Origin of the sequence: Geminicoccus harenae, from assembly GCF_019800005.1 — a bacterium.
Classification (GTDB): Bacteria; Pseudomonadota; Alphaproteobacteria; order Geminicoccales; family Geminicoccaceae; genus Geminicoccus; species Geminicoccus harenae.
The window spans coordinates 163,488-189,109 of record NZ_JABGCL010000012.1 but is presented as its reverse complement, the minus strand read 5'-3'; the positions used below and the strand labels follow the sequence as shown (position 1 = coordinate 189,109).

Here is a 25,622-nt window from a genome sequence, read left to right as displayed (position 1 = left end):
CCAGCGTCACCGACAGATGCTCCAGCTCCAGTTCCGGTGTCCGCACCCGGCGGCCGCGGAACGGGGTGACGTTCGTCCGCGCGCGCTCGTGCCGGAGCGACGAAGCCCGGTGGAGCAGATCGTGCAGGTCGCGGGTCGAAGCAGCCATCGGTCTTCTCCAGGCACGGCCGTTCCATTCCTGGAGCCGCCGGCAGCCATCTGATCCATTTCCCTCTGCCTCGATGAATAACCATCAACCTGAATCAGCGACAACTATTATCGTTTCGGATTCGATTAGACTTTGAATGCAAATGCCCTCATGATTTGAGCGGCATTTTAGCTATTCCGGATCTACTTTGGAACCGGATCCGGAAGTCGCCGGAACTGGCCAGCAGCACGAGGCGCAGCAGCTCCACCAGCCCGCGGAGCAGCACCACGCTCTCCAGGCCGAGCCGGGCCGCCGCCCAGAGCTGCAGGGGCCAGCCGACCGCCTGGCTCACGATCTGCACCAGCGCCACGCGCTTGGCCCCGCCCCCGGCGGCCACCAGCGCCGCACGCACCGCGGTGACATGCACCACGGCCACATAGAGTGCCGCCGGCGGCAGGAGGTCGGCGGCTGCCGACCATTGGGCACCGAACAGCCGCAGCAGCAGGCCAGGGCCCAGGATCGCCAGGGCCGCGGCCACCGTGCCCCCCAGCAGCAGCGCGTCGAGCAGGATCCGGCGCGCGCGTGCGGGCGCCATCGCAGCCCCTCTGGCCAGCCACCACTGGGCGGCGGCCTGGGCACCCAGCGTTGCGGTCTGGGCGATCGTCATGGCCAAGCCGAAGGCACCGGCCGCCTCGGTGCCGAGCATCCAGGCGACCGCGATGAGGTCGGCCGACAGCGCCACCTGGTTGGCCGCCGTCACCAGGAAGAATGGGGTGCCGGCCTCGAGCAGTTCGCGGGTGGGCAGCCGCACGCGCTTCGGCACGGGTGTGGCGGCGCGGCGCCATTCTGCGGCACCGGCAAGGGCCGCGCCCGCCCAGCCGATCAGCGTCGCCAGGGCCAGGTCGCCTATCGCCAGCGGTGCCGGCAGCAGGGCGATGGCGGCCAGGAACAGGGCCGGGCGAACCATGAGGCCGAGGCTCGCCGGCAAGGCGCTGCCGCGCACCAGGGCCACCCAGTCGAGGTTCAGGGCGATTATGGCCAGTGCTGCGGTAAGGCACAGCGCAGCACCCGCCAAGTCCGGCCGCCAGACGACCGCACCACCTATCAGCAGGACGCCGGACAGGACGAGCGGCACGACGCGGGCGCGCAGCACGTCGCGCACGAGGCCCTGGCAGGCTTGGCCCAGGCGGCCGCCCTCCACCAGTGCCGCACTGCGCAGGCCCCATTCCGCCAGATGCTGGCACCAGCCGAAGCCGGCGAACAGCAGGAGCCAGATCCCCCATTCGGCCGGCCCCAGTGCCCGGGCCGCGAGCGTGGTGCCGGCAAGACCGATGCCCGCCGCCGCGAGCCTGGCCCCGCCGCCTACCAGGATGGCGGACCAGGCACCGACGCCTCTGCTCACGCTCCGTCCTGGACGGTGCGATAGAGGCCCAGCAACGGCGCCATCAGGCGCTGCTCCAGGTCGTCGCCCAGCCGATCCGAGGGGCGATAGCCGCCCTCGGCGATCAGGCGGGCCATCCCCTGCACGGCTTTCGCCAGTTCCTCCGGGTCGTCCCGGCAGACCAGGCCGCTGCCGGGCCCTATCCAGCGCCGCACGTCGCCGACATCGCAGGTCACGACCGGGCGGTGGCGCAGCAGCGCCTCCTTCACCACGGTGGGCGAGGCCTCGTAGCGGCTGGTCACCAGCAGGAGGTCATGGGCGTCGATCAGCCGGGCGACCTGGTCATGCGGGACCAGCCCGGTCATGACGATCCGGTCGCGCGCCGGGCTGTCCTGGATGCACCGCTCCAGCCGCCCGCGCTGGCTGCCCTCGCCCGCGATCGTCAGCGTCCAGCCTTCCCCGTCCGCGGCGCAGAGCCGCTCCAGCACCTCGACCGCGCGCTCGGGCTGCTTCTGGTGTTCCAGGCGGCCCAGGAACAGGAGGCGCGAGCACCTCTTTGGCGCCGCGGCCGGCACCTCCGACAGCTGGGCGTGGTCGAGGGCCGCCGCCATGACCAGGGCCCGGGCAAAAGGCGGCCCGGCCACGGTTCGCGCCAGCTCCAGGCGGTCGCGATCGCTCACGCAGACCAGCCGGTCGGCCCGGCGCACCGCGGCACGCTCCAGCAACTTCATCGCCCAGCGGAGCGGTCGAGCCGAGCGACCGAGCAGCCCATCCAGCACCCGGCCGCTGACATTGTGATAGGTGATCACCACCCGGCCGCGGCGCGGGCAGAGCAGGTATTTCGGCCAGGCCGCGTAGTTGCGGTGGAAATGGAGGACGTCGTTCGGGCCGATCTCATGGCGGTTGCGCCAGAACCAGCCCCACAGCGCCAGGTACCAGCGCCCGAAATGGGAGCTGCGCGAGATATAGTCGACCTGCGGGTGGGAGCGGTCCTGCAGCCGGGCCGCTACCAGCTGCCAGTCCAGGTTGGAGCCTGACAGCGCACGGAAGATGCCGCGGAAATGCTCGGCCCCGCCGCCCTGATCGGCCGCCAGCGGATCGTTGGCGTAGAAGACCCGGATCACCCGCTGGCCCTCCGGCCGCCCGGTTCCGGTGCCAGCCCGACCAGGCGGTCCAGGAAGCGGTCAGCGGCTTCCAGGCTCGCATCGTTCTGCAGGACCGGGAAGTGCAGCCGGTCGGCCAGCAGCCGGTAGCAGGCACGGCGGCGCAGGAGCTTCGGGTCCATCAGTGCATCCGGCCGGCTCCTCCCGATCAGGAGCGGCTCGCGGTCGACCAGCACCACGAGGGCCGGCTGCGGCAGGCCCGCGAGGAGACGGGGGGCCAGCTGTTCGACCAGCTCTGCCTCGCGGCCGGTGGCGACCGCCATGTCGACCAGCTGGTCGAGCGCGCAGCGATCCATGACGACGAGGCCGCTCCTGGCGGCGGGACGGATCCGCAGCTGCCGGTCCAGCCACAGGTCGAGCCGCTGCAGCCAGAGAAACGGCCGGGCCCAGCCATTGGCGAACTCGTGGACCCCGATCCTGACACCGCCCAGCACCAGCTTGCGGTTGTGGCCGCTCAGGCGAGCCAGCGCCAGGAGCGGCTTGCTCAAATAGTTGCGGAACCGGCTCCAGACATGGGTGCTCTCCCGGCCTGCCGCAGTCAGGCGCCCCTGCAGCCGCCGGAGCAGCGTGGTCTTGCCCGCACCGTCGATGCCGATCAGCGCGATCGTGGCGAGCCGCCCAGGCGCCTGCCCGGCCCAGCGGTCCAGCGGCGCCACGGCCTGGGGCCAGCTCGTCCATTCCGGCAGGGCAACCGGCTGGCCGGCACGGCCGCAGGCGTCGCGCAGGGCCGCGGCCAGCCGGCCCGGCCGAGCCACCACGACGCCGCCGAAGGCGCGCGCATATTCGGCCACGCCCGGCGTGTCGAGCACTACCACCGGTCGGCCGGTGAGCCCGGCCTCGATCACCACCAAGGGCGCATCGGACACCGTCATCCGGAACGGCAGGAGATGGACGTCGGCGGCAGCGAAGCGCCGGTGCATCGCTTCCGCCGTCAGCATCTCGGTCACCACCTCGATGGAGGTACGGACCGGCGAGCGCTCGACCCGAGCCAGGAAGCGGCGCATCAGCGCTGGCCGGTCGTCCGGGCGCAGGAGCAGTTGCAGCCTGGCCTCCAGGCCGGCCGCGCTGGCCTCCTCGAACGCACGCAGCGTCAGGTCGGCACCGCGCAGCGCCAGCGGCGGGCCGCCATACAGGATGGTCGGAACTGCAGCCTTAGCCTGGGCTGGCACCAGCGGCGGAGGCTCGACCTGTGGGCGAAGTACCAGCGAGGCTTCGATGCCGATCTCGGCAAAGCGCGCCCGCGCCGCTGCCGAAACGAACACCAGGCCCACGGCCCCGCTTTGCCGAAAGCCCCGGCAGATGAGGCCGTCCGGCAGGAGGGCGGCGAGCAGCGCCAGCCGCAGCAGATGCCGCTCGCGCCACAGACCAGCAGCCGGCAGGCGAAGGAAGTCGCGCAGGCGGAACGGCTGGGCCGCCACGATCGGGAAGACCGGCGCGCTCAAGTGCAGGCGTCCGGGCCGGAGCAGATCGTGGATCCCGATCATCACGAAGATCCGGTCCGGCGCCAGTCGTGCGAGAGCCTCCCGCAGCGCCGGATCGGGGGCATTGGCGGAGAACAGGCGGGGCAGCGCCACGATCCCGAACGGCTCGCCTCCCGGTGGCGAACGGGCGTCGGTCACCAGGGTGACGCGCCGGCCATGCGCCAGCAGACCCAGGGCGATGCCGCGCGCGACGTGCCAGGGCTGGCGGCGGATCCGGTCGGCCTCGAAGCCGAAGCAGACGACGACGTCGTGACCGCTCATGGTCAGGCGGCCTGGCGCAGCGGCTGCGCGATCATGCCCGCGAGCTGCCCGACCATGCGGTCCCAGCCCAGCTGGCGCTCGACCGTGCGGCGGGCGATCCGGGCCCTCGCCGCCGCCTCGTCCGGCGCCGACAGGCAGGTGGCGATCGCATGCGCCAGCGCCTCGGGCGTGCGCTCGGCCAGCACGAGCCGGGCCTCCTCGCCCAGCTCGCGGGCAAGGCCCGTGGCAGTGGTGATCAGCGGGGTGCCCAGCGCCATCGCCTCCAGGAGGGTCAGCGGGCCGGTCTCGTAGTCGGCGGGATTGACGAACAGGTCGGCCGACCGGTGCGCCAGGATCACCTCGGGGTGCGGCAGGAAGCCATGGAACTGCACCCGGCTGCCCAGGCCCAGCTGCTCGGCGTGGGTACGCAGGTCGGCCTCCAGCGGCCCCTCGCCCACCAGGTCCAGGGTGACGTCCCCGGGCAGGCGGGCCAGCGCGTCGAGCAGCCGGAACAGCCCCTTGCGCCAGCCGAGCCGGCCGACGAACAGCAGCCGCCGGCCGCCCCGCACGCGATGCTCGAACGGGAAGCGCGACAGGTCGACCCCGTTGCGCAGCACCGTCACCTTGCCCGGCGCGACCCGGTAGCGCCCGACGATCTCGTCCTGGACGCAGCCCGCAACCGCGATGATCCGCTCGGCCCGGTCGAACCAGGCCTGCTCCATCGGGCGTGCCACCAGCCTGGCCTGGGCGCGGATCGCCCGTGCCCGCCAGGAGCGCTCGGTGAACGCCTCGGTGTCGGCACTGAGCGTGCCGTGGCAGGTGACGATCACCCTGGCCTCGGTATGGAGGAGCGGGAGGAGCGGCAGGTGGGCGTGCAGGACGTCGAACGGCCCCAGCCGGTCCAGCAGGTCCTGCAGGAGCGGGCGGGTCGCCTGGTGGTGGAAGGGCCGCAGCGGGCGATGCGGCCAGTGGTGGACCGGCACCTGCTCCACGAGCTGGGCGCGCACCTCGCCGAACGCCTCGCCCTTGGCCAGGACCTGCACGTCATGGCCCCGTGCCATCAGGCGGCGTGCGGTCTCCAGCACGTGACGGCCGATGCCTTCCCGCGGCGGCAGCACGTTGTTGGTGACGATCGCGATCCTCATGGGCGTCCTTTCGGCGCGAAGTCGCTCCGCCAGAAGAAGTCCTGGCCGCTCAGGGCGGCGGCGACGCCTGGCGGCAGATGTCTGCCCAGCAGCCCGGCCCGGTAGCCCGACCATTTGGCGAAGAGCGCCGCCAGCGTGGCTGGAAGCTGCCAGGGTGCCCGCACCAGCAGGCTCAGGAGCAGTTCCGCCGCGAAGCGGCGGCCGCGTGCATCCTCACCGCCCTGGGCAAGCAGCAGTTCGGCATGGGCCGCACGGGTCCAGCCGATGTCGAAGTGGCGGGTGAATTCCTGGAAGGGCGTGTAGCGGTGCGAATGGCGGACCACGGCGTCCGCGACATAGGCGATCCGCTCGCCCTCCCGCAGGAGCCGGGCGACCGCGATGGTCTCCTCGCTCACCAGGGTCGGCCGGAAGCCGCCGATCCGGTCGAGTGCCACGTTGGACCAGGCGGCCCAGGCGTTGGAGCAGAAATGGACGCCGCTGCCGAGCCGGGCGCGGTCGGCGGCTGAGCGCAGGTCGCTCTGGTCCGGATAGCTGAAGGCCCGGCCGAACGCCTCGACCGGGTCGGCGCCGCGATGCGGGAGTTGGCGGCCATAGGCGCAGGCGGCCTGCCCGGTCAGCACCGGATGCACCAGCCGGCCGAGCTCTTCGGGGCTGGCCGGATAGGCGTCGGGCGTGATCATCACCACGACCGCCGTGCCCAGCCGGTGCCGCGCCGCCTCGCGCGTGGCGCCGTGGTTGAACGAGCAGCGCGGCACCACCCAGGTCTCGGCGCCGAGCTCTTGGGCGCGCTCGACCGTGCCGTCGCCGGAGCTGGAGTTCACCACCAGGATCCGCGGCCGCAGCGGCGAGGCCAGAAGCGGCGGCAGGCTGTGGTCGAGATGGGCGCGGCTGCGATGGGTGACCATCACCACGCCGACCTCTGGCACCATCCCGGCCTCGGGGCCGGCCGCGTCGCCGATCCGGTCCGCCATCATCGGACTCAGACCGGCTCGAGGCTGCGCTCGGCGATGCGCAGTGCCCGCCGCCCGTGCCCGCTGCCGCCGAAGCGCTGCAGGTACCAGACCGCCAGTTCCTCGTACGCCCGGTTCGGGTCGAATTCGGGATGCAGCGTCTGCGTGGGCTCGGCATTGCAGCGGATGCGCGGCTGCTGGCCGCTCGCGGCGGCGCTGGCCGAGGACCAGCGGGTCGGCACGCCCAGCAAGGGCCCGAGTGCCCGGGCGAACCGGGCGACGAAGCTGCCCACCGTCTCGACATGGCCGGACGGGCCGGCATGGTGGACCATGGCGCGGCCGTTCCAGCCATGGACCTCGCGCGCGAAGCGGGCATAGGCCAGCGCCAGCAGGTCGACATGGATATGGTCGCGCACCAGGGCGGGCGTAGCGACCGTCGGCACCTGCCCGGACAGCCAGGCTTCCGCGAGCATGCTGGTCAGCCCCGGTTTCTCCATCGGGCCGAACGGGTGCGGGACCACGAACTTGGCCAGGCGCAGGCCGCGCCGCTCGGTCGCGTGGCGCACCACCTGCCAAGTCAGGGTCTTGGCCAGGCCATAGCCGCCGATCGCGGCATGAGGCGGCTCGCCCCGGCCCTCGTCGGCCTCGAACACCGTGCCGGTGAAGATCACCGCCCGGCCGCCGCCCGCCGCGAAGCGCTCCATCACCTGGCTGATCCGGTGGGTGTCCTGGCGCAGGGCGTGGATCGCGTCGAAATCCTCGGCGCGATGGTCGCCGACAGTGGCACCGTGCAGGCAGAGCAGGTCGAACGGCCCTTCGTTCGCCAGGAGATCCAGGAACCGGTCGGAGCCGAACGGCGCCTCGTCGACTTGGCGGACCCTTTTCGCCAGCATGGCGCTGCGCTCGCGGGTCCTGGGCCCGTCCTCGGTCCGGCAGCCCCGGCGCGGGGCGGTCACCACGGCACCGGCCTCGGCCAGGCGCCTCGCCATCCAGCTGCCGGTGAATGAGCTCACACCGGTCATCAGCACGCGCATCGGATCCTCCTCAGGCCGCCAGATGCCAGCGCGGGTCGAAATCGGGCAGTGCCCGGTCTTTATGGGAAAGCACCACGGGATCCTCCGGCCAGGCGATCCGGAAGGCCGGATCGTCCCAGCGCACGCCCCGCTCCAGCACCGGCGCATGGGGATGCGAGGTGAAGTAGAGCAGGGTGGTGGCGTCCTCCGTGGTCAGGAACCCATGGGCGCAGCCGGCCGGGATCAGCACGGCCTGGGGCAGTGCCGCGTCCAGGTGCAGGGCGACATGCTGGCCGAAGCTCGGGCTGTAGGGGCGCAGGTCCAGGACCACGTCGCAGACGGCACCGGCCACCACCGTGACGAGCTTGGTCTCCGCGGCATCACCCAGCTGGTAGTGCAGGCCGCGCAGGGTGCCGGCCCGGATCGAGCGGGACAGGTTGGACTGCGCGGCCCCGCACTCGAAGCCGAGCTCCGCCAGGGTGGCCCGGCAGAACAGCCGGGTGAACGAGCCACGCTCGTCCTGGCGCGGCTCCAGGTCGAAGACCCGCATGCCGGGCAGCGGCCGGTCGACCTCACGCATCGATCAGCCCCCCGAGCTGGCCGGTCCAGGGTGCGGCACCGGTTTCCCAGAGTGCCTCGATCTTTTCCTTGTCGCGGCTGGTGTCCATGCACGACCAGAAGCCGCCATGCTTGTGCACCTCGAGCTGGCCGTCCGCGGACAGCCGCTGGAGCGGCTCGCCTTCCAGCACGCAGTCGGCACGTTCCGACAGGTAATCGAGCATGCCGCGGCGGAAGAAGAAGTAGCCACCGTTGATCCACTGGTCGGTCCGCTCCGGCTTCTCGACGAAGCGCGCCGGCCCGTCGCCGGGCAGGTCGAGCCGGCCGAACTGGGAGGGCGGCTGCACGCCCAGCATGGTGGCCAAGCGGTCATGGGCCAGGTGGAAGGCGAACTCGGCCGTCAGGTCGGCATCGGTCAGCCCGTCGCCATAGGTCACCGCGAAATGCGGGGCATCGCCCAGATAGCGCGCCGCCGCCCGGGCGATCCTGGCCCCGGTCATTGTCTCGGGGCCGGTCTGCGCCACGGTGACGTCCCAGTCCGGCCAGGCCTTGGTCTGGTGCCAGGACACCGAGCGGTCGCGCAGGTTCACGGTGAAGTCGGCGTTCCAGTAGTGCCACAGCCCGAAGAACTCGCCGATCACGTCGGAGCGCCAGCCGGTGCAGAGCACGAAGCGGCGAAAGCCGTGGCGGCCATAGACCTCCATGATGTGCTGGAGCATCGGCCGGTCCCCGATCTCGACCATGGGCTTGGGCCGGTCGGCCGCCAGGTGGCCCAGGCGCGTGCCGAGCCCGCCGCACAGGATGAAGACGGGCACGTCGGCGGGGGCGGGACGGAAGGGGTCAGGCCGCTTCATGCTGGCTGGTCCTGGCAACGGCATGGGTCATGAGGTCGACGAGCTCGCCCTCGGTGGGCCGGGCATCCTGTTCCTGCAGCCCTGCGTGGTAGCGGGCGATCTGGTCGGCGAGCCAGTTCGTGTCGCCGGTGCCGTACAGGCGCTTGTAGCCCTGCGCGGTCCAGCGCAGCGCCTCGGCCATGCCGAGCTGCGGCTGCCAGCCGAGGCGGCGGCGGGCACGGCTGGTCTGCAGGCGCAACAGCGCCTCCTCCTGGACCGGCAGCGGCGGCGCGCTCTCCCAGCCCTGGATGCCGAAGGCGCTGGCCAGCGCGTCGGCGATGGCGCTCACCGTCCATTCGCTGCCCGCCTCGGGCCCGAAGTTCCACGACGTGCTGTACATCTCCGGCCGCTGGTGCAGCAGCTCGGCTAGGCGCAGATAGCCCGCCACCGCGTCCAGCACGTGCTGCCAGGGCCGGACCGCCTCCGGGCTGCGCAGCTTCGGCAGCTCGCCCCTCAGGAAGGCGCGGGCGAGGTCGGGGACCAGGCGGCTCGGCGCGAAGTCGCCCGCACCGAACACGTTGCCGGCCCGGGCCGAGGCGATCCCGCAGGTGAAGCTGCCCGGGAAGTAGGCGGCCCGGAAGCACTGGATCGCAATCTCGGCACAGGCCTTGGACGCGCCATAGGCCTCGTGGCCACCCAAGGGGTCGTCCTCGGCGCAGGTCCGGCGCTGGTCGAGATAGCATTTGTCCGAGGTGATCAGCACCGCGGCGCGCACGCTGCTCACCTGGCGGATCGCGTCGAGCATCGCGACCGTGCCCATCACGTTGGTGCGGAACGTGCCGACCGGGTCGTCGAAGCCCTGCCGCAGGATGGCCTGACCGGCCAGGTGCAGCACGATCTCCGGGCGGACGCGCGCCACCACCTCGCCCAGCGCTGCGACGTCCGCGACGTCGCCCTCCAGATGCTCGATGCGCCCGGCCAGGCCCGAGGCGGCGAACAGCGACGGGTCGGTCGGCGGGGCCTTGGCGAAGCCCGTCACCACGGCGCCCATCTGCTGGAGCCAAGCGGTGAGCCAGGTGCCCTTGAAGCCGGTGTGGCCGGTGACCAGGACCCGGCGACCTGCCCAGAAACGCTGATCGATCCCCATCAATGTGTCTCTCCGGCACTGGAGGGTGCGGCGCGGCCGAACCGGCAGCGAGTTATTCAACCACTGCGTTAGTTCTGACTCGTTATCGCGAGGAATGCGAGCGGAAAAGATGGGCGCGCCTGCGCAATTGGCTCGCCATTTGCGGGCAGATCTGCGATCGCTTTTGCCGCATGAGATGAGAGCGGCGTTTTAAAGCGTTGACCTACAAGATCGTTGCTCATCCGGACTATTCGGTGTCGATCCCGGCCGGGCACCGGTTTCCCATGCCGAAATATGTACGAATGTCACAGCGGCTGGCCCTGGACGATCCCTGGCTGGCCGACCGGCTGGTGGCGCCGCGCCTGGCCGAGCGCAGCTGGCTCCTGCGCGCGCACACACCCGACTGGGTCGATGCGGTGCTGAGCGCCAACGTCGCGACCGCCGATGAGCGGCGGCTGGGCTTCACCGTCGACGCGCCGCTGGCCCGCCGGGCGCGTGCCGCCACTGGCGGCACGCTCTTGGCGGCACGGCTGGCGCTGGAAGACGGCTTTGCCGCCAACACCGCGGGCGGCAGCCACCATGCCCATCATGCCGGCGGTGCGGGTTTTTGCGTGTTCAACGACGTGGCGGTGGCCGCCCGGGTGCTGCACGACGAGGGTGCCGTCCGGAAGGTCATGGTGATCGACCTGGACGTGCACCAGGGTGACGGCACTGCCGGCATCCTGGCCGGTGACCCGCACATGTTCACCCTGTCCGTGCATTGCCGGGCCAACTACCCGGCGCGCAAGCAGCAGAGCAGCCTCGACCTGGCGCTCGACCCGGCCACGGGCGACGCAACCTATCTGGCCCTGCTGGAGCAACTGGTCCCGGCCGTGCTGGACCGGCACCGCCCGGACCTGGTGTTCTACAATGCCGGGGTCGACCCGCATGTCGACGACCGGCTGGGCCGACTGGCGCTCACCGACGAGGGCCTGCTCGCCCGCGAGCGCCTGGTGCTCGGCCATTGCCGGCAACGGGCGATCCCGCTGGCCGGCGTGATGGGCGGCGGCTACGACCAGGACCTGGACCGGCTGGTCGCCCGCCACGCTTTGCTCCACGTGGCCGCGCGCGAACTGTTCGGCTGATCCCGAACGGGCAGCCGTTCACTCCATCCGCAGCACCTTGCCCGGGTTCATGATGTTGTCCGGGTCGAGCGCCCGCTTGATCCTGCGCATCACCTCGACCGCGGCCCCGTGCTCCTTCTCGACCTTCTCGATCTTGCCCATGCCGACACCGTGCTCGCCGGTGCAGGTGCCGCCCATGGCGAGTGCCCGGTCGACCAGCCGGTCGTTCACCGCCTTGCAGCGTCGATACTCCTCCGAGCCCTCTTCGTCGTAGAGCAGGCCCAGGTGGAAATTGCCGTCGCCGGCATGGCCCACGATCAGCGGCAGGAGGCCCTGCGCCTCCAGGTCGATCCGGGTCGCCTCGATCAGGCCGGCGAGCTGGCTGATCGGCACGCACACGTCGGTCGACCAGACCTTGGCGCCCGGGCGGATCGCGCAGGTCGCGTGATACACGTCGTGGCGCGCCGCCCACAGCCGGTTGCGCTCCTCCAGGCTGGATGCCCAGCGGAAGTCGCCGCCGCCGCATTCCGCGGCGATCGCCTGGGCGAGCTCGGCCTGCTCCTTCGCCCCGGCCGTGGTGCCGTGGAACTCGTAGAAGAGATGCGGGGCGATCTCGAAGCCTTCCAGCTTGTTGTAGCGGACCACCGCCTCCAATTGCGCCGCACTCATCAGCTCGATGCGCGCCACCGGGATGCCGGACTGGATGGTCATGATCACCGTCTCGGCCGCGGCCTCGACCGAGGGGAAGCCGCAGACCGCGGCCGTGATCGATTCCGGGATGCCGTAGAGCTTGAGGCGCAGCTCGGTGATGATGCCGAGCGTGCCCTCCGAGCCGACATAGAGCCGGGTCAGGTCGTAGCCGGCCGAGGACTTCTTGGCCCGCCCGCCGGTCCGGATCACCTGGCCGTCCGGCAGCACCACGGTCAGGCCCAGCACGTTCTCCTTCATCGTGCCGTAGCGCACCGCATTGGTGCCGGACGCCCGGGTGGCCGCCATGCCGCCCAGGGAGGCGTCGGCGCCGGGGTCGATCGGGAAGAACAGGCCGGTGTCGCGCAGATGGGTGTTGAGCTGCTTGCGGGTGACACCCGCCTGGACCAGCACGTCCAGGTCCTCGGCATGGACCTCCAGCACCTGGTTCATGCCGGACAGGTCGATGCAGATCCCGCCCTTGAGTGCCGCGAGGTTGCCCTCCAGCGCCGTGCCCGTGCCGAACGCGATCACCGGCACCTTGTGCTCTGCGCACAACCGCACGGCCTGGGCGACCTCGTCAGTGGACTGGGCGAAGAACACCGCGTCCGGCGGCACGCCCAGGTGATGCCCCTCGCTGAGCCCATGCCGCGCCAGGATGTCCTTGTTGGTGGAGAGCCGGTCGCCGAAACGGGCGCGCAACGCCTCGATCACCAGCATTGCGTTCGGGCTCCTCGTCACCATCTCCACTCCCGCGACCACGTCGACACCGGGCATCCGCCCCTGTTGCGGCCGGCAACCTACCGCCGGGCGGGCCCAAGGGCCAGCGACCGAACAAGGGATGGTGGCGCTTGGGGCACACCGGCGCCGGCGGGGCCGCTCAATAGCAATGCACAGGCGAAAAAGGCCGGATGCGATGACTGGCAGGTCGGTTGCGGGGTCCACACCCCTTACTTATATGCTGGCCAGTCGAGCGTCCTGCTGCCCACTGCCCGCTCACCTCGTGCCGGGCGCGTTCGAAACATCCTATGCGAAGTCTCTTCGCCTGATGCGCGAGAGGAAGGTATGAGCAAAATCATCGGTATCGATCTCGGAACCACCAACAGCTGCGTTGCCATCATGGAAGGCAAGAACGCGCGGGTGATCGAGAACGAAGAAGGCATGCGCACGACCCCGTCCATGGTGGCCTACACCGAGGACGACGAGATTCTGGTCGGCATGTCCGCCAAGCGTCAGGCGGTCACCAACCCGACCAACACGCTGTTCGCGGTCAAGCGCCTGATCGGCCGGCGCTTCGACGATCCGATCGTCCAGAAGGACGTGGGCATGGTGCCCTACAAGATCGCGCGTGCCGACAATGGCGATGCCTGGGTCGAGGCCCATGGCCGCAAGATGGCTCCGGCGCAGGTCTCCGCCGAGATCCTGAAGAAGATGAAGCAGACCGCCGAGCGTCATCTCGGCACCACCGTCGAGAAGGCGGTGATCACGGTCCCGGCCTATTTCAATGACAGCCAGCGCCAGGCCACCAAGGACGCCGGCAAGATCGCGGGCCTGGAAGTCCTGCGCATCATCAACGAGCCGACCGCCGCGGCGCTGGCCTACGGCCTGGACAAGGGCAAGAACCAGACGATCGCGGTCTACGACCTGGGTGGTGGCACGTTCGACGTGTCGATCCTGGAGATCGGCGACGGCGTATTCGAGGTGAAGTCCACCAACGGCGACACCTTCCTGGGCGGCGAGGACTTCGACCTTCGCGTCATCGACTACCTGGCCGACGAGTTCAAGAAGGAGAACGGCATCGATCTCCGGAAGGACAAGCTGGCCCTGCAGCGCCTGAAGGAAGCGGCCGAGAAGGCCAAGATCGAGCTGTCCACCGCGCAGCAGACCGAGGTGAACCTGCCGTTCATCACGGCCGATGCGTCGGGCCCCAAGCACCTGACCATCAAGATCTCGCGCTCCAAGCTCGAGATGCTGGTCGACGACCTGATCGAGCGCACCATCGAGCCCTGCAAGAAGGCGCTCAAGGACGCCGGCCTGTCGCCGAACCAGATCGAGGAAGTGATCCTGGTCGGCGGCCAGACCCGCATGCCCAAGGTCATCGAGAAGGTACGCCAGTATTTCGGCAAGGAGCCGAACAAGTCGGTCAACCCCGACGAGGTCGTGGCCGTGGGTGCGGCGATCCAGGGCGGCGTCCTGTCCGGCGAGGTGAAGGACGTCCTGCTGCTCGACGTGACCCCGCTCTCGCTGGGCATCGAGACCCTGGGCGGCGTGTTCACCCGGATCATCGACCGCAACACGACCATCCCGACCAAGAAGTCCCAGGTGTTCTCGACCGCCGAGGACAACCAGAGCGCGGTCACCATCCGGGTCTTCCAGGGCGAGCGCGAGCTGGCGGCGCAGAACAAGCTGCTGGGCCAGTTCGACCTGATGGGCATCCCGCCGGCTCCGCGCGGCATGCCGCAGGTGGAAGTGACCTTCGACATCGACGCGAACGGCATCGTGAACGTCTCGGCGAAGGACAAGGCTACCAACAAGGAGCAGCAGATCCGCATCCAGGCGTCCGGCGGCCTCAGCCAGGACGAGATCGAGCGGATGGTCCGGGAAGCGGCGGAGAACGCCGAGGAGGACAAGAAGCGCAAGGCCGTCATCGAGGCCAAGAACCAGGCCGACAGCGTGGTCTACCAGACCGAGAAGTCGCTGAAGGACTATGGTGAGCATCTGGAAGCCGGTGACCGTCAGGCGATCGAGACGGCGCTGGCCGACCTGAAGGGCTCGCTGGAAAGCGAGGATCCGGACCTGCTCAAGGCCAAGACCGAGACCTTGCAGCAGGCTGCCATGAAGCTGGGCGAGGCCATGTACAAGGCCAGCCAGGCCCAGGGTGGCGGCGATGCCGGCAACGGGCCTGCGGGTGGTGCCGGCGGCGGTGCCGGTGCCCGTCCTGCCGAGGACGGCGTGGTCGACGCCGAGTTCGAGGAAGTCGACGACAGCAAGAAGCGGTCCGCGTGACCCTTCGGGCCTAGAAGAAGCTGTTGTGGCGGCGTCGGGCAGTAGCCCGGCGCCGCCGTCGTGATGAGCATTGCCGGGATCGACGAGCGAGCAGATGGCCAAGCGCGATTATTATGAAGTCCTGGGGCTCCAGAAGGGCGCATCGCCGGATCAGATCAAGAGCGCCTTCCGCAAGCTGGCCAAGCAGTACCATCCCGACAGCAACAACGGTGACGCCCAGGCCGAGGCCAAGTTCAAGGAAATCAACGAGGCCTATGAGGTCCTGAAGGACGAGCAGAAGCGCGCGGCCTACGACCAGATGGGCCATGCCGCCTTCCAGCAGGGCATGGGCGGCGGCCGCGGCGGGCCGGGCTTCGACTACTCCTCCTTCTCCGACGTGTTCGACGACCTGTTCGGCGAGATGATGGGCGGGCGGCGCTCGAGCGGCCGGGGGGCCGACCTGCGCTACGATCTGACCATCGAGCTGGAAGAGGCCTTCACCGGCAAGAAGGCACAGATCCGGGTGCCGACTTCGGTCGCCTGCGAGGCCTGCAAGGGCTCCGGCGCCGAGCCCGGCACCCAGCCCGCCACCTGCCCGACCTGCCGGGGCAATGGCCGGATCCGCCGGGCGCAGGGCTTCTTCTCGGTCGAGCAGACCTGCATGACCTGCCAGGGCAGCGGCCGGATCATCCCCAATCCCTGCAAGACCTGCGGCGGCAAGGGTGCGGTGCGCCAGGAGAAGACCCTGGCGGTCACCATCCCGGCCGGCGTCGACGACGGCATGAAGATCCGCCTCTCCGGCAATGGCGAGGCGGGCATGCGCGGTGCGCCGGCCGGCGACCTCTACATCTTCCTCCATGTGGCGCCGCACCGCTTCTTCCAGCGCGACGGCATGAACATCCACTGCCGGGTGCCGATCCCGATGTACACCGCCGCGCTCGGCGGCCAGATCGAGGTGCCCTCCATCGAGGGCAAGCGCCTGGCGGTCACCATCCCGGCCGGCACCCAGTCCGGCCGGCAGATCCGGCTGCGCGGCAAGGGCATGACCGAGCTGCAGGGCCATGGCCGCGGCGACATGCATGTCGAGCTGTTCGTCGAGACCCCGGTCAACCTGACCAAGCGCCAGATCGAGCTGCTGGAAGAGTTCGAGCGCGAGGGCGTGTCGGAGGATGGCAGGAACGGCGGCCATCATCCGGAGAGCGAGGGCTTCTTCCAGCGGGTCAAGGACTTCTGGAACGGGCTGCGCGACTGAAACGCGATCGGATCCAGCGGCTGAGTGGAGGCCGGCATGTACGAGCTGTGGATCGCCAACAAGAACTTCTCGTCCTGGTCGCTGCGCCCCTGGGTGCTGATGCGCGAGCTCGGCATCGGGTTCGACGAGCGCCAGGTCGAGTTCGGCCCCGGCTCCAACTGGCAGGCCTTTCGCGCCTTCTCCCCCACCGGCCAGGTGCCGGCCCTGCGCGACGGCGACGTGACGGTGTGGGAAACGCTGGCCATCGCCGAGTACCTGGCCGAGCGCCACGAGGGGGTCTGGCCGGCCGAGGCGAAGGCGCGCGCCTGGGCGCGCTCCGCTGCCGCGGAGATGCATGCCGGCTTTGCCACCCTGCGCAACCGTTGCCCGATGAGTGTCGGCCATCGTGTCGAGCTGGCGGAGCGCCCGCCCGAGCTGGAGCGCGACCTCGCCCGGCTCGACGAATTGTGGAACGAGGGCATCCAGCGCTTCGGCGGGCCGTTCCTGGCGGGTGCCGCCTTCACCGCCGTCGACGCCTTCTTCGCCCCGGTGGCGTTCCGCGCCCAGACCTATGGGCTTCGGTTCACCGGTGCCGCCGCGAGCTATCCGGCACGCCTGCTGGAACTCCCGGCGATGCGCGCATGGGCCGAGCAGGCCGTGGCCGAGCCCTGGCGCGAGCCCGGCCACGAGGCCCAGGTCGCAGCGACCGGGACGATCACCGCAGACCTGCGCGCATCCGCCTAGACCCTCCCGGGTCCTCTCTTCGGAGCATCGGTCGATGCAGGTGTCGGAGTTCGAGCAGCGCCTGGCCCAGCAGGCGCTCATCGCCGAGTTCGGCCGATTCGCTCTCAAAAGCCATGACTTAAGCACGATCCTGGCGGAAGCGGTCCGGATCGCGGCCGATGGCCTCGGCACGTGCTTGGCCAAGGTCCTGCAATGGCTCCCCGACGAGAACGCCTTCCTCCTGCGCGAGGGGATCGGCTGGCGCCCGGGCGTGGTGGGCAGTGCCAGGATCGGCGGTGATCTCGCCTCGCCGGCCGGCTACGCCTTCAAGACCTGCATGCCGGTGATCTCCAACCATCTGGCGGAGGAGCAACGGTTCCGCACGCCGGAGCTCATGGCCGAGCATGGGGTCCGTCGCGCGGTCAACGTGATCATCCGCGGCGAAGGCGAGGCCTTCGGCGTGCTCGAGACCGACAGCCGCGACCCCGGCATGTTCAGCCCGCATGACGTCCACTTCCTGGAGGCGTTGGCCAACACGCTGGGCGTCGCGATCGACAAGGAACGCACCCAGGCCGAGCGTGAGGCGTTGCTCGAGCAGAAGGACCTGCTGCTGCGCGAGATCGACCACCGGGTGAAGAACAGCCTGGCCCTGGTGGCCGGCCTGCTCGGCATGCAGGAACGCAGCGCCAGCTCGGCCGAGGCCAAGGCAGTGCTCGCCGCGGCCTCGGCCCGGCTGATGAGCATCGCCCGCATCCACGAGCAGCTCTACCGCAGCGCCGACATCGCGAGCGTGGCGTTCGACGACTACCTGACCGGGCTGTGCAACGACGTGATCGCCTCGCTCAGCCAGCCCGAGCAGGTGACCTTCACCCTTGAGGCCGATCGCGTCATCCTGCCGACCGACCAGGCGGTCCGGCTCGGCCTGATCGCGGTCGAGCTGTTGACCAACGCGCTGAAGCACGCCTGCCGCCCTGGCCAACGCACGGGGATCCGCCTGGAGTGCCGGCAGGAGGACAGCCGGCTCCTGCTCACCATCACCGACAATGGCCCGAGCCTGCCCGAAGGCTTCGATGCTGCAAAATCGCGCGGGCTGGGCCTGCGGCTGGTCTGCTCGCTGGTCCACCAGCTCGGCGGAACGCTCGAAGCGGACCGGCTGGCGGATGGCGCCCGTTTCCGGGTCCGGGTGAATGGAACCGGCAGCGCCTGAGCCTCTGCCTCGGGTGGCCGGGCAGCGTCGGCACCCATGCAACCATTCATGACTGCATGCCACCCATGCCCAGGACTGCCGTCCGCAGGCTTGCATGATGGTACTGCAACATCATATAGCAACTACGTGCAGAGCGCGCCGTCAGCCGGTCCGCTCGACCAGGGCCGCGTGTAAGATCCTGCAGCTTGCAGGATGTTCCCTTGTCTAACGCACCCCCTCCCTAGAGCGACCGATTCACGCGGGTCGTTGCCGACCCTCAACCCGTCCGGATGGGCACGCCGGTGGCGCGCCTCCCGAGAGGCTGGACCGTGTCGTCCGGCCAGAAAGCACAACTGTTGTCCGATTTCGTTTCCCTCGGCCTTGCCGCTCCCATCCTCGAGGCTCTTGCCGCCGAGGGCTATACTTCCCCCACCCCGATCCAGACCCGCGCCATCCCGCAGGTCCTGGAAGGCCGTGACCTCCTGGGCATCGCCCAGACCGGCACCGGCAAGACCGCTGCCTTCGCCCTGCCCATCCTCCACCAGTTCGCCGGTTCGCCCCGGGCCCGCCGCCCGCGCAATGTCCGCTGCCTGGTGCTGAGCCCGACCCGTGAGCTGGCTGCCCAGATCGAGCAGAGCTTCCGTGTCTATGGCCGCAAGCTGCGCCTGTCCTCCGGCGTGGTGTTCGGTGGCTCGCCGCTCGGCCGCCAGGAGCGGATGATGGCGTCCGGCCTGGACATCCTGGTCGCCACGCCCGGCCGCCTGCTCGACCTGATCGACCGCCGCGCGCTGACCATCGAGAATGTCGAGATCCTGGTGCTGGACGAAGCCGACCAGATGCTCGACCTGGGCTTCATCCACGCCCTGCGCCGCATCGTGAAGATGCTGCCCAAGGAGCGGCAGACCCTGTTCTTCTCGGCGACCATGCCGCAGAGCATCGCCACGCTGGCGCGCGAGTACCTGAACGACCCGGTCAAGGTCGAGGTCACGCCGGTCGCGACCACGGCCGAGCGGGTCGACCACCGGGTGATCCCGGTGTACGGGCCCGACAAGCCGTCGGTGCTGCGCACCCTGCTCGGTGACGAGAGCGTGCAGCGCAGCCTGGTCTTCTCCCGCACCAAGCATGGTGCCGACAAGATCGTGCGCTACCTGGAGCAGTCCGGGATCTCGGCGGCCGCCATCCACGGCAACAAGTCGCAGGGCCAGCGCGAGCGGGCGCTGAACGCGTTCCGCCGGGGCGACCTGCCGGTGCTGGTCGCGACGGACATCGCCGCGCGCGGCATCGACGTCGACGGCGTCAGCCATGTGATCCAGTACGACCTGCCGGACGTGCCGGAGACCTATGTCCACCGGATCGGCCGCACCGCGCGCGCCGGTGCCACCGGCGTCGCGATCGCGCTGTGCGCTCCGGACGAGCGTGGCAACCTGCGCGACATCGAGCGGCTGACCCGCTCGCGGGTGCCGCTCATGGACATGCCGAAGATCGAGCCGTCCTCCGTGCGCTACGGTGACGTCGCGCCGGCCGATCAGGACGCCGCCCCGCGCCGGAACGGGCCTGGCTCGTTCCGGAGCAACGGCGCCCCGGCACCCGGCCGTCGCCCGGTCGATGGCCGCCCGCCCTACCGCGCCGAGCCCCGCCAGGGCCAGCGCAGCGGCGGTGGCTATCGTGGTGCGCGCAGCAGCGGCTATGCCGGCGGCTGATCGCTCAACCGTTCGTTGATACGGCCAAGGGCCGGAGGGTTCATCCCTCCGGCCCTTCGTCGTTTCGAGCCGTTGGACTGCCTCCTCCCCGCATCGCCCGCCCGAGCGAGCCTGCGGCCTTGCCGCTTGCCACCGCCGCCCTGCCCCGGCAAAGGTGGCGCCGGGCGATGCCCTTCCGGGGAGGCTCCGGGAGCCAGAACAACCCTTCGCGCCGGCATCCATGCGTTCGGCGTCGCCCTGGCGTGCCGGCAAGAGGAAGCGATCGATGGCTTCGGTTACGGTCAACAAGGTCGACAAGTATTACGGCTCGGTGCAGGTCCTGCACGGCGTCGACGTCAACATCGCGGATGGCGAGTTCGTGGTGCTGGTCGGCCCCTCGGGCTGCGGCAAGTCCACGCTCCTGCGGATGATCGCGGGCCTGGAGGAGATCAGCAAAGGCGAGATCTCGATCGGCGGGCGCGTGGTCAACGATGTGGCGCCGAAGGACCGGGACATCGCCATGGTGTTCCAGAACTACGCGCTCTACCCGCACATGACCGTGAAGGAGAACATGGCGTTCTCCTTGAAGCTCGCGAAGGCGCCCAAGAACGTCATCGACGAGCGGGTGGGCAAGGCCGCGGGCATCCTGGGCCTGGGCCAGCTCCTCGACCGCTACCCGCGCCAGCTCTCCGGCGGCCAGCGCCAGCGCGTCGCCATGGGCCGCGCCATCGTCCGCGACCCGCAGGTCTTCCTGTTCGACGAGCCGCTCTCGAACCTGGACGCCAAGTTGCGCGTCCAGATGCGCACCGAGATCAAGGAGCTGCACCAGCGGCTCAAGACTACCGCGATCTACGTGACCCACGACCAGATCGAGGCCATGACCATGGCCGACCGGATCGTGGTCATGCAGGGCGGCAATGTCGAGCAGATCGGCGCCCCGCTGGAGCTCTACGACCGGCCGAACAACCTGTTCGTCGCGGGCTTCATCGGCTCGCCGTCCATGAACTTCATCGACGGCACGCTGCGCAAGAACGGGGCTTCCGGCGATGTGGTGGCCAAGGACGGCACCCACCTGCCGGTGCCGGAGCGCCTGGGCGGCCAGGACGGGCTCGAGGTCGTCTACGGCGTGCGCCCGGAGCATCTCTACATCAGCCAGGACGGCCAGGGCATCCCGGCAAAGGTTGTGGTGGTGGAGCCCACCGGTGCCGAGACCATGGTCGTCATGCACATGGCCGGCCAGGAAATCCAGGCGATCTTCCGCGAGCGTCATCGCTTCGAGCCGGGCCAGGACCTCATGCTGCTGCCGGACGTCGAGCACCTGCATCTGTTCGACAAGCGCACGGGCCAGCGCCTGAACGCCTGAACCGCCGGGTTCAACCCATGAGAGGCCGCCGGCCGCGAGGCTGGCGGCCTTTTTCGTTCCTGGTCAGCCGCCGTCCAGCGCCAGCGCCACCGCAGCCTCCGCGTGCAGCCCGGTCGTGTCGAACACCGGGCAGTCCAGGTCCGCCTGGCCGATCAGGAGGCAGATCTCGGTGCAGCCCAGGATCACGCTGTCGGCTCCGGCCGCGCGCAGCCGGCCGATGATCTCCAGATAGCTCGCCTTGGATTCCGGGCGGACGATGCCCTGGCACAATTCGTCATAGATGATCCGGTGCACGCGCTGCCGGTCGGCCGCCTCCGGTACCCGCACGTCCAGCCCGAACCGCTCCGCCAGGCGCCCCCGGTAGAAATCCTGCTCCATCGTATAGGCGGTGGCGAGCAGGGCCGGGCGCCGGCAGCCGGTTTGACGGATCGCTTGGCCGGTCGCATCGGCGATGTGCACCAGCGGCAGCCCGCTCGCCGCTGCGACCGCATCCGCCATCTTGTGCATGGTGTTGCTGGCGATCAGGAGCAGGTCGGCACCGCCGGCCGCGAGCCTCGTCCCGGCCTCGCACATGGCCCCGGTGGCCCCCTCCCAGTTGCCCTCGGCCTGCATCGCCTCGATCTCGGCGAAGTCGAACGACCAGAGCAGCAGCCTGGCCGAGGCGAGCCCGCCGCGCCTGGCCCGCACCGCCTCGTTCAGGAGCCGGTAGTAGACGGCGCTGCTTTCCCAGGACAGGCCCCCGATCACGCCGATCGTCCGCATCACCGGCCACTCCTCCTGCGCCACACCACCACCTGCTCGCCCTGGGCGAGCGTGCGCCTTCCATCCGCCACGAACCCCAGCCGGGCCAGGATCCGGGCAGGTGCCCGATGGTCGGGGTTGGTGAAGGCCACCAGCTCGTCCAGGCCCAGCCGCCGCTCGCCATGGTCGATCACCGCCCGCGCGGCCTCCCGGGCAAAGCCCTGGCCGCGGGCCATCAGGTCGATGCGGAAGCTGAGCTCGACCTCCTGGCAGTCCTGGCCGCGCGGCAGCAGGGCGACCTCGCCCACCGGGAGCTCGCCCCGGCCGGCCCGGAAGATCCGCCACATCCCATAGCCGCGCGCCGAGGGCTCGGCCGCGCCTGCGCGCAGCACCAGGCGCTCGGTGATGAGGGTGGGCAGGCCGCTGCCCAGCGGCAGTTCCGGGGCACCCTCGCAGGACGGCTCGCGATCGGTGCCGCAGAACGAGCACTGCCCCCTTCCATGCACCCACACCATCGGCGCCGGCGCGCTGCAGAACGGACAGCGTTCGGCCAACCCGATCACGGCGCCAGCCCGCGCACGGCCTGTCGGTAGGCGCTGGCCGCCCTGTCATGCTCGCGGTGCCGCCCGTCCCGCACCCGCCAGCGCCCGCCGACCATCACATGGCGCACCATGCCCTTGCCCGGCGCCAGCACGAGGCTGTCCAGGAGCCCGTCGCCGGCCCGCTCGACCAGCCGCGGATGGTCGGCATCGAGCACCACGAGATCGGCCCGGGCACCCGGCTCGATCCGCCCGATCGGCCGGCCCAGCGCCTGCCGCCCACCGGCCAGGACCGCGGTGAGCAGGCGCGCCCCGGTATGCGGCTGCTCCGGCGAAGCCGCCACCGTCCGGCGCAGGACCTGGGTGCGCTGGCCATGCTCCAGCCAGCGCAGTTCCTCGAACGGGTCGATCACCACCTGGCTGTCCGTGCCGATCGCGAGCCTGCCCCCGGCAGCCAGCCAGTCCGCCAGGCGGAACAGCCCGTCGCCGAGATTGCCCTCGGTGCTGGGGCACAGGCCCGCCACCGCCCCACTCACCGCCAGCGCCGCCAGCTCGCCATCCGCCAGGTGGGTGGCATGGATCAGCGTCCAGCCGGGGTCGGGCCGGACCAGCTCCAGCAGGCGCTCGCCCGGCCGCCGCCCGGTCGCCTCCAGGCATTCGCGTACCTCGCGGACCTGCTCGGCCAAGTGCAGATGGACCGGCCCATCCGGTACGAGCGCCCGCCAGGCCCCCACCGCATCGACCAACATGTCCGGCGGCACCGCGCGCAGCGAATGAGGTGCAATCCCCAGCCCCTCGTCCGCCCGCCCGGCGGTTTCCCCCCGCAGCCGCTCCACCAGGCGCAGATACCCGTCCAGGTCGTGGAGGAAGCGCCGCTGCCCCGCCTCGGCAGGCTGGCCGAAGCCGCCCGTCACGTAGAGCGAGGGCAGCATGGTGATGCCGATGCCGGCCCGGCGCGCGGCATCCAGATGGGCCAGCGCCAGTTCGGCCGGGTCGGCATGCGGCTGCCCGTCCGGCTGGTGGTGGAGATAGTGGAACTCGCCGACCGCGGTGTAGCCCGCTTCCAGCATCTCGACATAGAGCTGGGTCGCGACCGCCCGGACGATGTCAGGCGTCATCCGGCCGGCAAAGGCGTACATGACTGCGCGCCAGGTCCAGAAGCTGGCCTCCCCTTCCGGCAGACGCTCGGCGAGACCCGCCATCGCGCGCTGGAAGGCGTGGCTGTGGACATTGGGGATGCCCGGCAGCAGCAGGCCCGCCCGCTCGGCACCGGCCGGCACTGGCCGGCCGGGCGACACGGCCATGATCGTCCCGTCCGGCCCGACCTCGACCAGGACGTTCTCCGCCCAGCCCTGCGGCAGGAGGGCCCGATCGGCATGGATCAACGCACACCCTCCCCTGCCGGCACCGTTTCCCGTGCCAGCTAGGGGTAGTGCGTCAGGGCCGCAGTTGGAAGCGGTTCACTCGACGGTGACGGACTTTGCGAGGTTGCGCGGCTGGTCGACGTCGGTGCCCTTGGCCACGGCGGTGTGGTAGGCCAGCAGTTGCACCGGGATCGAGTAGAGGATCGGCGCCACGAACGGGTCGCAGGCCGGCATGGCGATGCTGTGCCAGGCATATTCGCCGAGCCGGGCGCAGCCGTCCTCGTCCGAGATCAGGATGATCTTGCCGCCGCGTGCCTTGACCTCCTGGAGGTTGCTCGCGGTCTTCTCGAACAGCTCATCCGGCGGGGCCACCACGATCACCGGCACGTTCTCGTCGATCAGTGCTATCGGCCCATGCTTGAGCTCGCCCGCGGCATAGCCCTCGGCATGGATGTAACTGATCTCCTTCAGCTTCAGCGCCCCTTCCAGGGCGATCGGGTACATGGCACCCCGGCCGATATAGAGCACGTCGCGCGCGGCCATGATCTCGCCGGCGATCTTCTGGATCAGCTCGCTGTGCTCCAGGACAGGGATCAGCTTGGCCGGGATCTCGTCCAGGGCCGTGACCAGCGCCGCCTCGCGTTCGGCCGAGAGCCGGCCACGAGCGCGCGCGGCACCGATCGCCAGGCAGGCGAGCGTGGCGAGCTGGGTGGTGAACGCCTTGGTCGAGGCGACCCCGATCTCGGGTCCGGCGAGCGTGCGCAGCGCGCCGTCGGCCTCGCGCGCGATCGAGCTTTCCGGCACGTTGACCACCGCCAGGGTCGGCCGGCCCTGGCTCTTGACGTAGCGGAGCGCCGCCAGCGTGTCGGCGGTCTCGCCGGACTGGGAGATGAACATCGCGGCCTGGTCGGGGCTGAGCGGCGGCTCGCGGTAGCGGAACTCCGACGCGATGTCCCAGTCGACCGCGATGCCGGCGAACTTCTCGAACCAGTGCCGGGCGACCAGGCCGGCATAGGAGGCGGTGCCGCAGGCCACGATCGAGAGCCGGCCGAGCGTGGCCAGGTCGAAGGGTAGCTCGGGCAGGGCCACCTTGTGGGTCTTGGGGTCGGCGAAGGAGCGCAGCGTGTCGCCGATCACGGCCGGCTGCTCGTGGATCTCCTTCTCCATGAAGTGGCGGTGGTTGCCCTTGCCGATCATCGCCCCGGAGAAGGCGGTCTGCCGGATCGGCCGCTCGACCACCTGACCGGCCTCGTCGTGCACGATGGCACCGGTGCGGGTCAGCACCGCCCAGTCGCCCTCTTCCAGGTACTGGATCTGGTCGGTGAGCGGCGCCAGGGCCAGCGCATCGGAGCCGATGAACATCTCGCCCTGGCCATAGCCGATGGCTAGGGGGCTGCCGCGCCTGGCCGCGATCAGCAGGTCCGGGTGGCCCTCGAACAGGATCGCCAGCGCGAATGCTCCATGCAGCCGCGCCAGCACCCGGGAGGCGGCCTCGCTCGGGCTCAGCCCCTGCGCCATCTGCTCGGCGATCAGGTGCGGCACGACCTCGGTGTCGGTCTGGGTCTCGAAGTGGCGGCCGCGGCCAGCCATCTCCTCGCGCAACTCGCGGAAGTTCTCGATGATCCCGTTATGGACCACGGCCACGCCATCCGCCTTGTGCGGATGGGCGTTGGTCTCGGTGGGCGCGCCATGGGTAGCCCAGCGGGTGTGGCCGATGCCGGTGTTGCCGGCCAGGCGGCGGGCGTCCAGCTCGCGCGCGAGATTGTCGAGCTTGCCCTCCGCCCGGCGCCGGACGATCCGCCCGTCCACCAGCGTGGCGATGCCGGCACTGTCGTAGCCGCGATATTCCAGCCGGCGCAGCCCTTCCAGCAGCAAGGGTGCCGCGTCCGCCTTACCGATGACGCCGACGATACCGCACATCCGCAACGACCTCTCAACGCAAGCCGGGCCAATGCCCGCCGGCCCGCAGCCCGGACCATAACCCGGACGGGTGCCATAAATGAA

At 70.3% G+C, this 25,622-nt stretch carries 21 protein-coding genes; 7 read left to right on the top strand and 14 right to left on the bottom strand.

Annotated features, from left to right (window positions below):
- Window positions 1-296: 296 nt before the first annotated feature.
- Genes HLA95_RS13800 through rfbG form a run of 9 tightly spaced genes read right to left on the bottom strand, consistent with a single transcriptional unit; the run spans window position 297 to window position 10,038 of the window.
- Window positions 297-1,529 (bottom strand): hypothetical protein, encoded by a 1,233-nt coding sequence (locus HLA95_RS13800; RefSeq protein WP_222183640.1) that lies wholly within the window; start codon window positions 1,527-1,529, stop codon window positions 297-299.
- Window positions 1,526-2,632: a glycosyltransferase family 4 protein gene (locus tag HLA95_RS13795; protein ID WP_222183639.1), complete on the bottom strand. Its 1,107-nt coding sequence runs from the start codon at window positions 2,630-2,632 to the stop codon at window positions 1,526-1,528. The genes HLA95_RS13800 and HLA95_RS13795 overlap by 4 nt, the downstream gene beginning before the upstream one ends.
- Window positions 2,629-4,413: a glycosyltransferase gene (locus tag HLA95_RS13790; protein ID WP_222183638.1), complete on the bottom strand. Its 1,785-nt coding sequence runs from the start codon at window positions 4,411-4,413 to the stop codon at window positions 2,629-2,631. The genes HLA95_RS13795 and HLA95_RS13790 overlap by 4 nt, the downstream gene beginning before the upstream one ends.
- A 2-nt stretch (window positions 4,414-4,415) precedes the next feature.
- Window positions 4,416-5,537 (bottom strand): glycosyltransferase family 4 protein, encoded by a 1,122-nt coding sequence (locus tag HLA95_RS13785; RefSeq protein WP_222183637.1) that lies wholly within the window; start codon window positions 5,535-5,537, stop codon window positions 4,416-4,418.
- On the bottom strand, window positions 5,534-6,508 hold the full coding sequence (locus HLA95_RS13780; protein ID WP_191060935.1) for a glycosyltransferase family 2 protein: 975 nt from the start codon (window positions 6,506-6,508) through the stop codon (window positions 5,534-5,536). The genes HLA95_RS13785 and HLA95_RS13780 overlap by 4 nt, the downstream gene beginning before the upstream one ends.
- 8 nt (window positions 6,509-6,516) lie before the next feature.
- Window positions 6,517-7,521, bottom strand: coding sequence for an NAD-dependent epimerase/dehydratase family protein (locus HLA95_RS13775; RefSeq protein ID WP_191060934.1), 1,005 nt, complete (start codon window positions 7,519-7,521; stop codon window positions 6,517-6,519).
- 10 nt (window positions 7,522-7,531) lie between these two features.
- A complete protein-coding gene (locus HLA95_RS13770) occupies window positions 7,532-8,080 on the bottom strand; it encodes a dTDP-4-dehydrorhamnose 3,5-epimerase family protein (RefSeq protein WP_191060933.1) in 549 nt (182 codons plus the stop codon).
- The gene (locus HLA95_RS13765) at window positions 8,073-8,912 is read right to left on the bottom strand and encodes a sugar phosphate nucleotidyltransferase (RefSeq protein WP_191060932.1); all 840 of its coding nucleotides are present in this window, start codon (window positions 8,910-8,912) and stop codon (window positions 8,073-8,075) included. Before HLA95_RS13765 ends, HLA95_RS13770 begins: the two co-directional genes overlap by 8 nt.
- A complete protein-coding gene (gene rfbG / locus HLA95_RS13760) occupies window positions 8,899-10,038 on the bottom strand; it encodes a CDP-glucose 4,6-dehydratase (protein ID WP_222183636.1) in 1,140 nt (379 codons plus the stop codon). Before rfbG ends, HLA95_RS13765 begins: the two co-directional genes overlap by 14 nt.
- A 197-nt stretch (window positions 10,039-10,235) precedes the next feature.
- Between rfbG and HLA95_RS13755 the strand changes: the two genes are divergently transcribed.
- Window positions 10,236-11,141 (top strand): histone deacetylase family protein, encoded by a 906-nt coding sequence (locus tag HLA95_RS13755; RefSeq protein WP_255591935.1) that lies wholly within the window; start codon window positions 10,236-10,238, stop codon window positions 11,139-11,141.
- An 18-nt stretch (window positions 11,142-11,159) separates the two neighbouring features.
- On the opposite strand, the gene HLA95_RS13750 is transcribed toward HLA95_RS13755, so the two are convergent.
- Window positions 11,160-12,584, bottom strand: coding sequence for an FAD-binding oxidoreductase (locus tag HLA95_RS13750; protein ID WP_370467488.1), 1,425 nt, complete (start codon window positions 12,582-12,584; stop codon window positions 11,160-11,162).
- A 288-nt stretch (window positions 12,585-12,872) separates the two neighbouring features.
- Between HLA95_RS13750 and dnaK the strand changes: the two genes are divergently transcribed.
- From dnaK to HLA95_RS13720, 6 genes are all read left to right on the top strand, one after another.
- Window positions 12,873-14,813 (top strand): molecular chaperone DnaK, encoded by a 1,941-nt coding sequence (dnaK, locus tag HLA95_RS13745; RefSeq protein WP_191059438.1) that lies wholly within the window; start codon window positions 12,873-12,875, stop codon window positions 14,811-14,813.
- A 94-nt stretch (window positions 14,814-14,907) separates the two neighbouring features.
- The gene (dnaJ, locus tag HLA95_RS13740) at window positions 14,908-16,044 is read left to right on the top strand and encodes a molecular chaperone DnaJ (protein WP_191059437.1); all 1,137 of its coding nucleotides are present in this window, start codon (window positions 14,908-14,910) and stop codon (window positions 16,042-16,044) included.
- A 36-nt stretch (window positions 16,045-16,080) separates the two neighbouring features.
- Window positions 16,081-16,767, top strand: a complete 687-nt coding sequence (locus HLA95_RS13735) for a glutathione S-transferase (protein ID WP_191059436.1) — start codon at window positions 16,081-16,083, stop codon at window positions 16,765-16,767.
- A gap of 34 nt (window positions 16,768-16,801) precedes the next feature.
- Window positions 16,802-17,953 carry a sensor histidine kinase gene (locus tag HLA95_RS13730; RefSeq protein ID WP_191059435.1) on the top strand — a complete coding sequence of 384 codons (1,152 nt, stop codon included), beginning with the start codon at window positions 16,802-16,804 and terminating at the stop codon, window positions 17,951-17,953.
- A gap of 335 nt (window positions 17,954-18,288) precedes the next feature.
- Window positions 18,289-19,632 (top strand): DEAD/DEAH box helicase, encoded by a 1,344-nt coding sequence (locus HLA95_RS13725; protein WP_222183635.1) that lies wholly within the window; start codon window positions 18,289-18,291, stop codon window positions 19,630-19,632.
- Between the two features lie 265 nt (window positions 19,633-19,897).
- The gene (locus HLA95_RS13720; RefSeq protein ID WP_191061783.1) at window positions 19,898-20,974 is read left to right on the top strand and encodes an ABC transporter ATP-binding protein; all 1,077 of its coding nucleotides are present in this window, start codon (window positions 19,898-19,900) and stop codon (window positions 20,972-20,974) included.
- Between the two features lie 63 nt (window positions 20,975-21,037).
- On the opposite strand, the gene HLA95_RS13715 is transcribed toward HLA95_RS13720, so the two are convergent.
- The 4 genes from HLA95_RS13715 to glmS form a co-directional block, all read right to left on the bottom strand.
- A complete protein-coding gene (locus tag HLA95_RS13715; protein ID WP_191061784.1) occupies window positions 21,038-21,736 on the bottom strand; it encodes an aspartate/glutamate racemase family protein in 699 nt (232 codons plus the stop codon).
- On the bottom strand, window positions 21,736-22,221 hold the full coding sequence (locus tag HLA95_RS13710; protein ID WP_222183634.1) for a GNAT family N-acetyltransferase: 486 nt from the start codon (window positions 22,219-22,221) through the stop codon (window positions 21,736-21,738). Before HLA95_RS13710 ends, HLA95_RS13715 begins: the two co-directional genes overlap by 1 nt.
- A gap of 53 nt (window positions 22,222-22,274) precedes the next feature.
- A complete protein-coding gene (locus HLA95_RS13705) occupies window positions 22,275-23,639 on the bottom strand; it encodes a formimidoylglutamate deiminase (protein WP_255591933.1) in 1,365 nt (454 codons plus the stop codon).
- Window positions 23,640-23,714: 75 nt separating this feature from the next.
- Complete coding sequence (gene glmS / locus HLA95_RS13700) at window positions 23,715-25,538, bottom strand: glutamine--fructose-6-phosphate transaminase (isomerizing) (RefSeq protein ID WP_191061118.1); 1,824 nt, start codon at window positions 25,536-25,538, stop codon at window positions 23,715-23,717.
- Between the last annotated feature and the right edge of the window lie 84 nt (window positions 25,539-25,622).

Bases quoted from the DNA above. Each gene is read 5' to 3' on its own strand.
- HLA95_RS13790 (WP_222183638.1), bottom strand. From the start codon at position 4,413: ATGAGCGGTCACGACGTCGTCGTCTGCTTCGGCTTCGAGGCCGACCGG.
- HLA95_RS13785 (WP_222183637.1), bottom strand. From the start codon at position 5,537: ATGAGGATCGCGATCGTCACCAACAACGTGCTGCCGCCGCGGGAAGGC.
- HLA95_RS13780 (WP_191060935.1), bottom strand. From the start codon at position 6,508: ATGGCGGACCGGATCGGCGACGCGGCCGGCCCCGAGGCCGGGATGGTG.
- HLA95_RS13775 (WP_191060934.1), bottom strand. From the start codon at position 7,521: ATGCGCGTGCTGATGACCGGTGTGAGCTCATTCACCGGCAGCTGGATG.
- HLA95_RS13770 (WP_191060933.1), bottom strand. From the start codon at position 8,080: ATGCGTGAGGTCGACCGGCCGCTGCCCGGCATGCGGGTCTTCGACCTG.
- HLA95_RS13765 (WP_191060932.1), bottom strand. From the start codon at position 8,912: ATGAAGCGGCCTGACCCCTTCCGTCCCGCCCCCGCCGACGTGCCCGTC.
- rfbG (WP_222183636.1), bottom strand. From the start codon at position 10,038: ATGGGGATCGATCAGCGTTTCTGGGCAGGTCGCCGGGTCCTGGTCACC.
- HLA95_RS13750 (WP_370467488.1), bottom strand. From the start codon at position 12,584: ATGCCCGGTGTCGACGTGGTCGCGGGAGTGGAGATGGTGACGAGGAGC.
- dnaK (WP_191059438.1), top strand. From the start codon at position 12,873: ATGAGCAAAATCATCGGTATCGATCTCGGAACCACCAACAGCTGCGTT.
- dnaJ (WP_191059437.1), top strand. From the start codon at position 14,908: ATGGCCAAGCGCGATTATTATGAAGTCCTGGGGCTCCAGAAGGGCGCA.
- HLA95_RS13735 (WP_191059436.1), top strand. From the start codon at position 16,081: ATGTACGAGCTGTGGATCGCCAACAAGAACTTCTCGTCCTGGTCGCTG.
- HLA95_RS13730 (WP_191059435.1), top strand. From the start codon at position 16,802: ATGCAGGTGTCGGAGTTCGAGCAGCGCCTGGCCCAGCAGGCGCTCATC.
- HLA95_RS13720 (WP_191061783.1), top strand. From the start codon at position 19,898: ATGGCTTCGGTTACGGTCAACAAGGTCGACAAGTATTACGGCTCGGTG.
- HLA95_RS13715 (WP_191061784.1), bottom strand. From the start codon at position 21,736: ATGCGGACGATCGGCGTGATCGGGGGCCTGTCCTGGGAAAGCAGCGCC.
- glmS (WP_191061118.1), bottom strand. From the start codon at position 25,538: ATGTGCGGTATCGTCGGCGTCATCGGTAAGGCGGACGCGGCACCCTTG.